This window comes from Nocardioides glacieisoli (genome assembly GCF_004137245.1).
GTDB lineage: Bacteria > Actinomycetota > Actinomycetes > Propionibacteriales > Nocardioidaceae > Nocardioides > Nocardioides glacieisoli.
This window is the reverse complement of the sequence record NZ_SDWS01000001.1, coordinates 696,232-709,955: the sequence shown is the minus strand read 5'-3', so window position 1 is coordinate 709,955 and position 13,724 is coordinate 696,232. Positions and strand designations below refer to the sequence as shown.

Genomic DNA, 13,724 nt, shown 5'->3' with positions numbered 1-13,724 from the left:
GGATTTCGGATGTCCCGTCCGTGGTCAACCATTGAATGCCCACGGCCGCGCAATCTAAACATCCGCGATCGGAAGATGCATGACATTCGCCCGGCCCGCCTGGACGAAGATGCCCCGGCCGTCCGGGAAGTCGGTGCGCTTGATGCGGCCGAAGGGCACCTTGAACAGCGTGTCGCCGTCGTGGGTGTCCGGCTTGAGGGCGATCCCCTGCCGGTCGGCCTTCCATGCTCCCAGCACGCCGGCGCTGCTCCCGGCGCGCGAGATGTCCGCGTCGCCGATGAGCAGGTGCTCGCTGTTGGAGATGGCCTGCATCATGGCCCGGATCGCTCGGTCCGCCGCCCCGTCGACCAGGTGCGGGACGTCCTCCACCACGACCATGATGCGGCCCACCGTCGACTCCTCGGAGATGATGTCCGCCAGCTCGGTGGCGAGATCCTTCTCGTCCTCGGGACGGGTCGCACTGCGTACCCAGTCGCGATAGCCCGCGAGGTCCGAGCGTCGGCCCCCGAAGTGGAAGAGCCGCACGTCTGGGTCCCACCGCTCCACTGCGGTGATCAACGCACGCATCGCGTTGGTCTTCCCGGACTGCGGCGGGCCGGTGACGACGAACAGGCCGACGGGATCGAACCCGCGGGGACCGAGGATGTCCTCAGCGATGCCGAACACCGGCTGGCCGTCGACCTGGGCAGGCATCTCCGAGCAGTCGACGCGCGTCGGCAGGGCGCCGATCTCCCGCACCTCCGGCACGCCCCGCTCGCGCAGGTCGGCCGTCAGCACGTCGAGGGCCTTGGTCTGCTCGGCGACGTTGGCCGTGCCACCGAGGACAGCCATCTGCACCTCGGCCTTGTCGACGACGGCCCTTCCGGGCACCGACGCGTCGCTCAGCACGTCCTTCGGGGCGCCGAGCAGCGTGTACTGGTTCGGGTCAGCCAGGCGGAGCACGACGCGACGGGAGATGTTGGCCGCCACAGCGGTCGGGACAGCGCCACCACGGTCGGCCGTGATGGCGGCATGGACGCCCAAGGGTCGCCCTTCACCGAGGATGCGCATGAAGATCTGGTAGTACGGCGACCGGGCCGAGCTGATCTCCCACTCGCTCTTGAACTCCGGGTAGTTGTCGACCAGCAGGACGATCCGAGGCAGCGACGGGTCGACGATGTCGCGGTACTCGGTGAGGTTCGCAGCGTGGGCCCCGGCGAACAGCTCGGAGCGCCTGTCCAGCTCCTGCCCGAGCGTGCGCAGCAGCCGCTGCACGCGCTCGGCGTCGTCGCCGTCGATGATGGACCCGACGTGCGGGAGTCGCTCGATCGCTCCGAGCGCACCGGATGCGAAGTCGAGCCCGTACACCTCGCAGGTCCCGAGGTCGGGCCGCATCCCGGCAGCTGTGGCAATGGTCTTCAGCACGGTGGTCTTGCCGGAGCCGGACGTGCCGTAGACCAGGATCGAGCCATCGCGGTCGGGCACGAAGTACGACGCGTTCTGCTGCTGTCGCTCCGGCAGGTCGGCGAGTCCGAGCAGGATCTGGCCGTCACCCTGGGCCGGGAGGTCGCGCAGGTCCACGACGCTGGCGAGGTCGTCGAGCCACGGCCGCCGCGGCGTCGGCAGGCCCGCGACGTCGGCCGCCCTGATGAGGGTGGTGACGACGCGCTTCTGGTCGTTGGGACCCACGTCGCCGTCGTGGACGTCCGACTCCGGCGCCTTGTCGGCCTCCCACTCCACGATCGACCCGAAGCGGAGCTCGGCGACCTTGACGTCGGCGGTGGGGGCCTCCTCCGTGCTCGTCCAGCCACCGACGTAGGCGGACTGGAACGGTGTGAGCCGTCCCGGTCCGGTCTTGGCGATCCCCCGACCGGGCAGGCTGGCCGGGAACGACGCGGCCACCGGGTCGTCCACCACGTCCTTGGAGTCCGACTCGTCGGCCATGCGCAGCGCCACCCGCAGGTTCGTGTTGGCGCGCAGGTTGTCCTTGATGACACCGGCCGGTCGCTGGGTTGCCAGGATCAGGTGGATGCCGAGCGATCGGCCGCGTTGAGCGATGTCGACGACCCCGTCCACGAACTCGGGGACCTCGCCGGCCAGGGCGGCGAACTCGTCGATGACCAGCACCAGGGCGGGCGGGCACTCCGGGTCCTGGCGCCGCTCCAGCTCGAGCAGGTCCTTGGCCTTCTTGCGGTTGAAGAGGTGCTCACGGTGGTGCAGCTCGGCGCGCAGGCTGGTGAGGGCGCGCCGGACCAGGTGGGGACTGAGGTCGGTGACCAGGCCCACGCAGTGCGGGAGGTCGACACAGTCCGCGAAGGCGGACCCCCCCTTGTAGTCCACGAAGAGGAACGTCACCCGATCGGGACTGTGCGCCGAGGCCAGCCCCAGCACCCACGCCTGCAGGAACTCGGACTTGCCCGCGCCCGTGGTGCCACCGACGAGGGCGTGCGGGCCCTGGCTGCGCAGGTCCAGCGTCATCGCGTCGCTCGCACCCTGGCCGATGATGGCGCGCAGGTTGCCCGCCTGCTTGAGCCGGGGGCGCTCCCGGGGGCTCCGGTCGATGATCGTGTTGTTCTGGCGCCACCGCTCGATCACGGTGTCGGGGTCGTGCGCCGTGTCCGGACCCACCAGGGACAGGAACATCACCGAGTTGGGGATGTCGGAGGCATCGAGGATGACCGTGCTGGCGTCGATGACCGGGGCCATCCGCTTGGCGAAGATGCTCATGTACTCGTTGGACACCCCCTCGACCTTCACCCGCTCGTGGAGGCTGCCGTTGCGCACGAGCCCCACCGTGGCGTTGTCGAGACCCGCGGTGACGTCGATGAAGCTGCGGCACGTCGCCGGGAGCGACTCCACGGTCGGTGAGCAGAACACTGCGTGCACGCCGACGTCCGCGCCCCGCTCGAGCACCTGCACCAGTCGTGGCCGGTCGACAGGGGCGTCGTCGGTCACGACGACGATCACCGAGACCCGCGTGCGGATCGCATCCTCGTCGGCGGCGCGGTGGACGTCGGTGCCGTAGAGCATCGGGTTCCACTTCTCCGCGAACGGGCCGCGCGGCTGCGGGTCGGCGCCGGCCCGCATGACGTACTCCTCGAGGGCGCTCAGCACAGCATTGGCCGTCGGCGGCGAGTCGGCGAGAGGCAGGTCCTTGAAGGGGCTGGTCTCGCTGGTGGTGTGGGGCAACCACTTCATCCACTCCAGCTCCGGCATCCAGTCGCTCCCGGCGAGGGCGACCGCGACGACCTCGTTGGGCGCGTGCAGGCCGAAGAGCTGGACGCCAAGGCCGCGGAGCACGTCGGAGGCCGGACCCGCCGGCCCGGCGACACCGATCGATCCGACCGCACGCAGCGACTCGAGGATCGGCACGTCGTCGACGTACCGGTAGCGGTCACGCAGTCGGTCCAGCCGCTCGATGTACTCGGGCAGGCCGTCCTGCGTGTCCTGCTCGGCGATGGAGTTGCGCGACGGAGCGCGGGTCGTGCCGAGTCGCATCGCCAGGAAGTTCCAGTGCTCGGGGCGGCGGGTCCAGAGCAGCGGGCCGAGGCGTACGGCGTGCTCGAACACCTCGGCGACCGGCGGCACCTCCTGGTTGCGCGCGCTCTCCTCCTCGGGCTTGGCCCGGTAGAGCGTCTCCTCGAGCTTCTCGAACTGTCGCTCGAAGAGCTCCACCTCGTACTTCTTCTTGTTCGACGTCTGGGTGCGCTGGTTCATGAAGTTGCCCATCGCCATCAGCGGGGTCATGAAGATCAGCAGCAGTGCGCGCTCGCGCCCGGTGATCGCGTAGATCGCCAGCGCCATGACGACCGGGGCGACCAGGATCGTCCACGGGAAGATGCGCCCCGCCTGCTCGGTCGGCATCCGCGGCGGTGGGTGCGCGATCCCCGGGTAGCGCACGTCGACGCGCGGGCTGCGGTTGAAGTGCAGGCCGCCGCCGTGCTCCAGGATTCCCTCCTCGGCCTCCTGCCGGTCGGGGGCGGGCTCGAGCACGAGGGTCGTGGAGCCGATCACGACTGGCCTGCCCGGCACGAGACGGACCCGCTGGACGGGTACGTCGTCGACGACGACGCCGTTGGCGGAGTTGAGGTCGATCAGCTCGATGCGGCTGCCGACCTCGATCCGGGCGTGCAGCTTCGACACCATCGGATCGGCCAGCGCGATGTGGTTCGTCGGTGCTCGTCCGATCGTCGCGTGACCCATCCTCAGCGGGAACTCCTGACCGCGGACGGGCCCTGCCGTGGCGACCAGGGTGCCCACAGACGCGCGGGCGTCGTAGGGCTGGGCGGCAGCGGAGCCCTGGGCGCCCTGGTTGACCACCGCCGCCGTGAACCCGGAGCCGATGGCCGCCTCGCCGATGTGGAGGGACGGTTCGAGGGGCTCCAGGGCCGACCCACCCGGCGGGGCCACGGCAAGGGTCAGCACATCACCCGGTCCGGCCACGACGGACCGAGCGGGGTCGGACTCCGCGATCTGCCGAGCAACGTCGGCCGCCGTCGCTGTCGAGTCGGCGGTGATGACGATGTCCGTGGGATCCGCTCCCGTGCGAACGAGCGTCAGCTTGACCTTCATCCATCCCCCAGTTGTGACTGCGACCCAAGCCGCGCCGTGATGATCTCGTCAGGCACTCAGCACCCGAGCACTCCGGTCGCCGATCCGGATCGTGTCCCCGGACCGCGCGAGGGCGACCACGCCGGCCGCCAGCAGCTGCTCGCGTCCGTCGCGGACCAGCAGGGTCCCGTTGGTGGACCCCTGGTCGATGACCTCGATCCCGGCGACCACGGGCCGGAGCACGACGTGCGTCTTGGAGATCGAGGAACCCGGGTCGGCGATCGCGAGCGGGCGTGCGTCCCCGACGGGCGCGGGAGCCCGGCCGACGACGACCGGGCCCGAGAGCTGGAGGCGCTGACCGTCGTCGAGGAGCAGCGTGCACCGATCGTCCGGTTGCTCGGTGGTCCTCGGCTGCTGCGGCGGCGCGAACGTGGCCGGTTCGTTCGCCGGAGCTGTGGCCGCGCGCTTCCCGGCGACGCGCTTGCCGGCGGCGCGCTTCCCGGTCGGGTGCTGCTCGACACGTCGGTCCTGGGTGCCGCCGGGCGGTCCCGCGACGTCGCCGGTCCGGTCGACCGGAGTGCTGCCCACGAGCGCCGGCTCCGCGGGCTCCAGACCTGCGAGGCCGATGGTGACACGACCGAAGGGGGCGTGGGGCCGGGCGACGCCGAGCACCCCGGCGCTGCTGCGAGCACCCGGTCGGTAGCCGCCCGACACCTCCTCGCCGGCACCGGTGGCGAGCGAAGGGAGGTCTCGCGAGCGGAGCGCGACGCTGGACGACACGGTCTTGCGCGCGATGCGCATCCGCTTCCGGTCGAAGGGATTCAGCCCGTTGCGCGCATCGACGAGCCAGGTGTGACCGGCGCGGTCGTGCCAGCCACGGAGGCGGTCGCCCTTCGCCGACAGCGGCGAGGCCAGCACCGCGATCGTGCCGACCACCGTCACGACCGGCGCCCACACCACGAGAGCACGCCACGCCACGCGCCAGAAGCCAGCATGCTCGAGCGTGCGGACGTTGACGACGCGCAGGCCGAGCGCGAGCTTCCCGAGGGTGAATCCCCAGCGCCATTGCGCCACGAGCTGGGTGACCAGCAGCAGGATCGTGAGCAGCACAGTGACGCCCGCGACGATCACGGCGATGAGGAAGTCCGGGTGGTTGACGAAGCCGTACCACGTGATGCGGTCGGTCAGCAGTCGCCAGAACAGCGGCAGGGACCACACCACGAACGGCACCTGGAGGAGCAGGAAGACGCCGATGTCGATCGCTGCCGCGGCAGCGCGCCGACCGGGCGACGCGCTCACCAACCCGAGCGCCGCGGCGTACTCCGGGACCGGCTGGCCGAGACTGTCGAGGCCCTCGATGGGCTGCTCGCGATCGGGCAGCTCCCAGATCGGGGCCTGGGGAGACGACATGCGCGCGATGCTAACCCGAGTCGCTCGGTGACGGTGCGCGGGCCGGCGACGACACGCGTCGTGTCACGAAACGGTCGCGCCCTCCCGGAACTGCGTGGCGTGGAGGGTGGCGTAGAGCCCGCCGGCGGCCAGCAGGTCGGCGTGCGTGCCCTGCTGGACCACCCGACCGTCGTCGAGGACGAGGATCAGGTCGGCGTTGCGGACCGTCGACAGACGGTGGGCGATGACGAGCGACGTGCGGCCCTCGAGCGCCGCGTCGAGCGCCTGCTGGACCGCAGCCTCGGACTCGCTGTCGAGGTGGGCGGTCGCCTCGTCGAGGACCACGATCGACGGAGCCTTGAGCAGCAGCCGGGCGATCGCGAGCCGCTGGCGCTCGCCACCGGAGAGCCGGTAGCCCCGGTCCCCCACGACTGTGTCGAGCCCGTCGGGAAGCGCCCGGACGAGGGTCGCGATCTGCGCGGCCTCGAGGGCCGCCCAGACGTCGGCCTCGACCGCGCCGGGCCGGGCGTAGAGCAGGTTGGCCCGGATGGTGTCGTGGAACATGTGCGCGTCCTGGGTGACGTAGCCGACGACGTCCTCCAGCGACTGGAGCGTCACGTCGCGTACGTCGTGCCCGCCGACCCGGACCGTGCCGGACTCGACGTCGTAGAGCCGGGCGACGAGGTGGGTGACCGTGGTCTTGCCGGCGCCGGACGGCCCGACGAGGGCGACCATCGAGCCGGGCTCGGCGACGAACGAGACGTCGTGCAGCACCTGGCCGCTGTCGCGGGACTCCGTGCGCGCGACCGTCTCGAGGGAGGCCAGCGAGATCTCGTCGGCGCGCGGGTAGGTGAAGGCGACGTGGTCGAACTCGAGGCGGGATGCTGTCGCGGGCAGCTCGACGGCTCCCGGCTTCTCCTGGATCAGCGACGGCAGGTCGAGCACCTCGAAGACCCGGTCGAAGCTCACCAATGCGGTCATCACGTCGATGCGCACGTTGGAGAGCCCCTGGAGCGGTCCGAGCAGGCGGGTGAGCAGGACGCCGAGCGCCACGATCGTGCCGACGGAGAGGTCCCCGCGGATCGCGAGCCAGCCGCCGATGCCGTAGACGAGGGCGGTCGCGAGCGACGGCACGAGCGTCATGGCGGCGAAGAAGATCCGGGTGAGCAGCGAGATGCGGATGCCGAGGTCGCGCACGACGGCGGCCTTCTGCGCGTAGACGACGTCCTCGGCCTCGCGGCGGCCGAAGAGCTTGAGCAGCATTGCGCCGCCGACGTTGAACCGCTCCGTCATCGCGTTGCCGAGGTCGGCGTTGCCGTCCATCTGGGCGCGCGACAGGTCGGCCAAGCGGGCGCCCACGAGGCGGGAGGCGATCAGCAGGATGGGGAACAGCGCGAGGCACAGCAGCGTCACCGGCCAGCTCAGGAACAGCATCGTCACGCCGACGACGATCGCGGCGATGATGTTGGAGACGGTGCCCTGCAGCGTGGACGTGAACGCCCGCTGGGCGCCGATGACGTCGTTGTTGAGCCGGCTCACCAGCGCGCCGGTCTGGGTGCGCGTGAAGAACGCCAGGGACTGCCGCTGCACGTGGGCGAAGACCTGGGTGCGGAGGTCGTAGATCAGGCCCTCACCGATGCGGCTGGACAGCCAGCCGGTGATCAGGCCGAAGCCGGCGTCGACGACCGCGACGACCGCCACCAGGGCGGCGAGCCAGACCACGAGCGAGGTGTCGCCGGAGCTGACGCCGTCGTCGATGATCGCCTTGAGCAACAGGGGCGGGACCACCACGAGTGCCGCGTCGACGACCGTGACCGCGAGGAACGCGCCGATCAGCCTGCGGTGCGGCCCGGCGAAGGACAGCACGCGGCGGACGGTGCGGCGCTCGATCTTGTTGTCGACGGCGCTGCGGTCGCTGCGCAGGTGCCGCCACGGCGGTCCACCCATTCCCATCGACATGCCTGCTCCTCTGTTGTTCCCTCCATCGAACCACCCGGATCCGACAGTTGTTCCATCCGCTGGCACACGAGGTGACCGGGGACGAAACTGGTGTGGCCGGCGAGTGGAAGTCCGGGCCGCCTCGGGACTGTGTCAGGTCGGGAGGTGGTGCCATGACGCCGGACGGGAGCCACGTCGACTTCGACACGTTCTTCCTGCACGAGTTCCCGCGGGTCGCGCGCACGGTCCACCACATCGTGGGCGACCGGGCCCGCGCCGAGGAGCTGACCCAGGACGCCTTCATCGAGCTGCTCCGCCGGTGGCGTACGGTCGCGGAGTACGACCGCCCGGACCTCTGGCTGCGCCGCGTGGCGATCCGCAAGGCCCAGCGCGAGCGCCACAGAGGTTGGCGCCGTCGCGAGCTGGAGATCCTCACTGCGCCCGTCGAGGTCGTCGACGGCCCACCCACTCCCGCACCCGAGGTACTGGCGGCCGTACGACGACTCGCGCCGGGCCAGCGGACGGTCGTGGTGCTCTTCTACTTCGAGGACCGGCCGATGTCGGAGATCGCCGAGATCCTCGGCATCAAGGAGTCCACGGGGTGGAGCCAGCTGCACACCGCGCGCAGGCACCTGGGCCAGGCGCTGGAGGAAGAGGTGTCCGATGTCATCGGTTGACGACCGGTTGCGGGAGGCCTTCGCGACCCCCGACGACGAGTGGGTGAGGCGCGCCCCGGTGGCACACCGTGAGCTGCGCGCGCGGCACCGCCGGCACCAGCTCGTACGCCTCGGCGTCGTGAGCGGTCTGGCCGCGGCGGCCGTCGTGGTCGCCGTGGCCGTGGTCGGCGGCGACCCCGGCACCCGCACGATCGAGCCTGCCGACCCGACCCCCACGAGCACCGCGCCGGCAGGCGCCGCTCCGCTGGAGGGGACCTGGATCTCCGGTCCCCTGGGCCGACCCGAGGTGCGAGCAGCCGCCCGGGCCGCGGGTGCACCGGATGCGGCAGGGGCCATGCTCGAGGACCTGCCCGACGGCACGTTCCGGGTGGTCATGGTGGTGCGCGGCTCGAGCCTGCAGACACGCATCAGGAGCACAGGCGCTGAGGACGCGATCATGGACGAGGAGATCATCTCGACGTCCGGGGCGGAGCTCCGGCTGCGGACGCTGTTTGGTGACCCTGGCGCCAGCGTGCACGGCTGGAGGGTGCGGGGAGACGAGCTCACGATGACGTTCCGGTCGACGACGGAGGGCGCGTCAGCGGGTGTACCGGGTGAGGCGTGGCACCGACTTCTGTACGACTCGGCGCCCTTCACCCGGTGACTGCTCAGGCCCCCGGCTCGACGCGCGGGTGCCGGCCGGTGATCGTGGTGTCCCCCAGCTCGACCGGCTCGGCGCCCCCGTCCGCGGACACCGTCAGCAGCACCCCCGAGAGGAACGAGTCCGGTAGCTGACCGCTGAAGACGACGCGGTTGCTGTCGGCGCGCCACGCCGGCTCGGCGGCGTACCCTCCGTTGTCCCCCAGCGTCGTCAGCCGCAGCGGGTCGCCGCCCCCAGGGGAGATCACGAAGAGGTCCGGCGCCTCCGAGTCCGGGGTCGCCAGCGCGGAGTAGACGATGCTCGCCCCGTCCGGGCTCCAGTCCGCTGTGGCGGCGAAGAGATCGGCCTGCGTCAGCGCCTTTCCCGGCTTCCTCGAGTCAGCTGCCACGATCTTCAGCGCAACACCGTCCACCTCGGCACCGATTCCGGGCCCGCCCTTGTGGACGCTCTCGAAGACGATCTGCGAGCCGTCCGGGGCCCACCGGGCGCCCGCAGTGAACGTACGCACGCGCGCCTCGAGGATCACCGACACCTGCCCGGTGTCGACGTCGACGGTCTCCAGGGACCCCCAACCTGCGGTGCCGCGCGACTCGGTTCGGCTGTAGACGACGCTCGACCCGTCGGGCGACCAGTCCGGGTCGTCGAGCCAGGCGCACGCCCGCCTGCAGGGCACGAGCTCACGTGCGTGGCCACCATCCGCGTCGGCGACCCAGAGCGACTCACGGCTCCCGTCATCGAGGACGAAGACGAGCCGGCTGCCGTCCGGCGACCAATCCGGGTTGGTCTGGTTGCCGCCGGGCAGGTCGTCCAGCGGGTACGTCACGTGTGACCCGTCGAGTTCGGCCAGGGCGACCACGCTGTGCTCGCCCTGTGCCTGGAAGAGCACCCGCAGCTCGTGCGACTCCGCGCTGGCACCTCCAGCTCCACCGACGCCCTGTGACGAGCAGCCGGCCAGGACGAGGACCGCGGCGGCGGTCGTGAATGCGTACGTGCGCCAGGTCGGCGATCCGGATGAGTAAGTCATACCCCTTCACAGTCACCGGGTCGGCGTTCCTGCCACTCCGACCGGTCGGCCTCAGGACCGCCTGGTCAGGCGAGGGCGGCCGCGACGGCCCGGAAGCGGCGTACCTGCGACTCCCGCTCGAGGCGCCGCTGCTCGTCGAGGTCGCGGTCGGCCGCGCCCTGCAGCAGTGCCTTGGTCTCCGGGACGACGCCGGGCATCGGCGCGACGAGCGTGGCGGCGAGGTCGGCGACGGCCGCATCCAGCTGGTCACCCGGCACCGACGCCGTCGCGAGCCCGATCCGCACGGCCTCGTCGGCCGTCACGACCCGTGCCGTGGCGCAGATCTCCAGTGCCCGGGCGTAGCCGACGTGCTCGACCAGCGGCTTCGTGCCGGTGAGGTCGGGCACGAGGCCGAGGGCCGACTCCTTCATCGAGAACTTCGCGTCGTCGGCCACGACCCGCAGGTCGCACGACAGCGCGAGCTGGAAGCCCGCGCCGATGGCGTACCCCCGGACCTTGGCGATCGAGACGAAGCGGGGGTCGCGCAGCCAGGTGAAGCCGCGCTGGAACTCCTCGATGCGTGCCGACGCCTCCTCGTCGCTGAGGGAGAGCAGACCGATGACGCTCTCCTCACCGGAGGTCGAGGGGTCGAGCATCGCCCGGTCGAGGCCGGCGGAGAACGTCTCCCCCTCCCCCGTCACCACCACGACGCGTACGTCGTCGGGCAGGGTGCGGCCGATCTCCCCGAGCGCCAGCCACATCGCCGGTGTCTGCGCGTTCCGTACGTCGGGCCGGTCCAGCGTGACGGTCGCAACGGGACCGTCGAGGTCGAGGCGGAGGCCGACGGCGGCCAGCTCTTCGGGAGTCATGGTCGCACGTTACTACCCGCGGGTAACCTCAGGCGAGGGAGACCAGGTCGGCGTACTCGTCCGACCACAGGTCCTCGTCGCCGTCGGGCAGCAGCAGCACCCGATCCGGGGACAGCGCCCGCACGGCGCCCTCGTCGTGGGTGACCAGGATGATCGCGCCGGTGTAGCTGCGGATCGCGTGCAGCACCTCCTCGCGGGAGGCCGGGTCGAGGTTGTTGGTGGGCTCGTCGAGCAGCAGCACGTTGGCGCTCGAGACGACGAGGATCGCCAGCGCGAGCCGAGTCTTCTCGCCGCCGGACAGCACGCCGGCCGGCTTGTGGGCGTCGTCGCCGGAGAAGAGGAACGACCCGAGCACCGAGCGGGCCTGGGTGTCGGTGAGCTCGGGCGCGGCGGAGTGCATGTTCTCCAGCACGGTCCGGTTGACGTCGAGCGTCTCGTGCTCCTGGGCGTAGTAGCCCATCTTGAGCCCGTAGCCCGGGACGACCTCGCCGGTGTCGGGCTGGTCGACGCCGGCCAGGATCCGCAGCATCGTGGTCTTGCCGGCACCGTTGAGGCCGAGGATCACCACGCGGCTCCCACGGTCGATCGCCAGGTCGACGGCGGTGAAGACCTCGAGCGAGCCGTAGGACTTGGACAGCTCGGAGCCCATGAGCGGTGTCTTGCCGCACGGCGCGGGATCGGGGAACGCGATCCGCGCGACCTTGTCGGCTGCACGCTCGCCCTCGATGCCGGCCATCATCTTCTCGGCGCGCTTGAGCATCGACTGCGCGGCCTGGGCCTTGGTGGCCTTGGCGCGCATCTTGTTGGCCTGGTCGGTGAGCACCTTGGCCTTGTTCTCGGCGTTCGACCGCTCGCGCTTGCGGCGCTTCTCGTCGTCCTCACGCTGGGTGAGGTAGTTGTGCCAGCCCATGTTGTAGACGTCGATGACGGCGCGGTTGGCGTCGAGGTGGAACACCTTGTTGACGGTGGCCTCGAGCAAGGCGTTGTCGTGGCTGATCACCACGAACCCGCCCCGGTGCGCCTTGAGGAAGTCGCGCAGCCAGATGATCGAGTCGGCGTCGAGGTGGTTGGTCGGCTCGTCGAGCAGCATGATCTCGGCGCCGGAGAAGAGGATGCGGGCGAGCTCGACGCGGCGGCGCTGGCCGCCCGACAGGGTGCCGATCGGCTGGGCGAGGATCCGCTCCTCGATCCCGAGGGCGGCCGCCATCTGCGCGGCCTCCGACTCGGCGGCATACCCGCCACCGGCGTGCAGCTCGGCGTCGGCGCGCGCCCACCGCTTCATCCCGCGCTCGTGGACCTTCGGGTCGGGGTCGGCCATCTCGACCTCGGCGTCGCGCAGGCGGCGTACGACCTCGTCGAGGCCGCGGGCCGACAGGATCCGGTCGCGCGCGATCACCTCGGGGTCGCCGACCCGCGGGTCCTGCGGCAGGTAGCCGACGTCGCCGCTGCGGAGCACCTGCCCGTCGGCAGGGGTCCCCTCGCCGGCGAGGATGCGGGTGAGGGTCGTCTTGCCGGCTCCGTTGCGCCCCACGAGGCCGACCTTGTCGCCTGCGGCGATCCGGAAGGTGACGTCCTCCATGAGGAGCCGCGCACCGGCTCTGACCTCGAGCTTCTGGGCGGTGATCATCTTGGCTGCATCCTACGAAGGGGTGGCTCCGGGAGCCCCATCCGCGGCCCAGGCACTACTGTGCGATCAGGCACACCGCCTGCTCAGAGCACCGCGTGCACGATGCGAAAGGCACTCCCATGCGCTTCAACCCGAAGGCCCGGCTCGACACCTCGCGCGTCGGCGACGGCGGCGGTGGTGGCGGCGGTGGCGGCGGGATGCGCATCCCGATCCCGGGCGGCACCAAGGCCGGCGGCGGCATCGGCGGACTCATCATCATCATCCTGTTCGTCGTCGTCAGCTCGTGCATGGGCGGCGGCCTGCCGAGCCCCGGCGGCGGCACCGACACGACCTCGTCCGGCACCGATGCGAGCCGGATGGAGGACACCGGGCGCTACGCCAACTGCAAGACCGGCGCCGACGCCAACACGGACGAGGACTGTGCGCGCGTCGCGGTCGAGAACTCCCTGGTGGACTACTGGAGCACGACGTTGCCGGAGCAGGCTGACATGGAGCTCCAGCCCGCGACACTGCGCACCTTCAGCGGCGGCGTGAACACCGCCTGCGGCGAGGCGACGTCGCAGGTCGGGCCGTTCTACTGCCCGGGAGACTCGCAGATCTACCTCGACACGACCTTCTTCCAGGACGTGCTCGAGGGCCAGCTCGGCGGCCAGGGTGGGGACTTCGTCGAGCCCTACGTCATCGGTCACGAGTACGGCCACCACATCCAGAACCTGATGGGCACCATGGGGCAGGTCCGCACGCAGCAGGGTGCCGACTCCGACGCCGTACGCCTCGAGCTGCAGGCCGACTGCTACGCCGGCATGTGGACCTCCTACGCCGAGGACAGCGAGCTCATCACGCTCGACGATGCCGACATCGCCGAGGCGCTCGACTCGGCCAAGGCCGTCGGCGACGACCGGATCCAGCAGAAGTCTGGCCAGGGCGTCGACAAGGAGGGCTGGACCCACGGCTCGTCGGAGCAGCGGATGGCGTGGTTCACCACGGGCTACGAGGAGGGCACGCTCGAGGCGTGCGACACCTTCTCGGCCTCCGAGCTCTGACTCGGCGA

General features: G+C 71.0%; 9 protein-coding genes. 3 read left to right on the top strand and 6 right to left on the bottom strand.

The features are described from left to right. Nucleotides 1–54: 54 nt before the first annotated feature. The 3 genes from EUA06_RS03510 to EUA06_RS03500 all read right to left on the bottom strand — a co-directional run bounded on the left by EUA06_RS03510 (nt 55) and on the right by EUA06_RS03500 (nt 7,878). Nucleotides 55–4,551, bottom strand: coding sequence for an FtsK/SpoIIIE domain-containing protein (locus tag EUA06_RS03510; RefSeq protein ID WP_129473588.1), 4,497 nt, complete (start codon nt 4,549–4,551; stop codon nt 55–57). A gap of 48 nt (nt 4,552–4,599) precedes the next feature. Then, nucleotides 4,600–5,940 carry an RDD family protein gene (locus tag EUA06_RS03505; RefSeq protein WP_129473587.1) on the bottom strand — a complete coding sequence of 447 codons (1,341 nt, stop codon included), beginning with the start codon at nt 5,938–5,940 and terminating at the stop codon, nt 4,600–4,602. A gap of 63 nt (nt 5,941–6,003) precedes the next feature. Next, nucleotides 6,004–7,878, bottom strand: coding sequence for an ABC transporter ATP-binding protein (locus tag EUA06_RS03500; RefSeq protein ID WP_129473586.1), 1,875 nt, complete (start codon nt 7,876–7,878; stop codon nt 6,004–6,006). A gap of 152 nt (nt 7,879–8,030) precedes the next feature. On the opposite strand from EUA06_RS03500, the gene EUA06_RS03495 reads away from it, so the two are divergent. Together EUA06_RS03495 and EUA06_RS03490 are read left to right on the top strand one after the other, a co-directional pair. After that, nucleotides 8,031–8,534, top strand: coding sequence for an RNA polymerase sigma factor (locus EUA06_RS03495; protein ID WP_129473585.1), 504 nt, complete (start codon nt 8,031–8,033; stop codon nt 8,532–8,534). After that, nucleotides 8,521–9,177: a hypothetical protein gene (locus EUA06_RS03490; protein WP_129473584.1), complete on the top strand. Its 657-nt coding sequence runs from the start codon at nt 8,521–8,523 to the stop codon at nt 9,175–9,177. Before EUA06_RS03495 ends, EUA06_RS03490 begins: the two co-directional genes overlap by 14 nt. A 4-nt stretch (nt 9,178–9,181) precedes the next feature. Here EUA06_RS03490 and EUA06_RS03485 read toward each other — a convergent pair whose 3' ends face one another. From EUA06_RS03485 to EUA06_RS03475, 3 genes are all read right to left on the bottom strand, one after another. After that, nucleotides 9,182–10,198, bottom strand: a complete 1,017-nt coding sequence (locus EUA06_RS03485) for a TolB family protein (protein WP_129473583.1) — start codon at nt 10,196–10,198, stop codon at nt 9,182–9,184. Nucleotides 10,199–10,263: 65 nt separating this feature from the next. After that, complete coding sequence (locus EUA06_RS03480; protein WP_129473582.1) at nt 10,264–11,046, bottom strand: enoyl-CoA hydratase/isomerase family protein; 783 nt, start codon at nt 11,044–11,046, stop codon at nt 10,264–10,266. 28 nt (nt 11,047–11,074) lie between these two features. After that, complete coding sequence (locus EUA06_RS03475; RefSeq protein WP_129473581.1) at nt 11,075–12,673, bottom strand: ABC-F family ATP-binding cassette domain-containing protein; 1,599 nt, start codon at nt 12,671–12,673, stop codon at nt 11,075–11,077. Between the two features lie 119 nt (nt 12,674–12,792). Here EUA06_RS03475 and ypfJ point away from each other — a divergent pair, with 119 nt between their 5' ends. Then, the gene (gene ypfJ, locus EUA06_RS03470; protein ID WP_129473580.1) at nt 12,793–13,716 is read left to right on the top strand and encodes a KPN_02809 family neutral zinc metallopeptidase; all 924 of its coding nucleotides are present in this window, start codon (nt 12,793–12,795) and stop codon (nt 13,714–13,716) included. Nucleotides 13,717–13,724 lie beyond the last annotated feature (8 nt).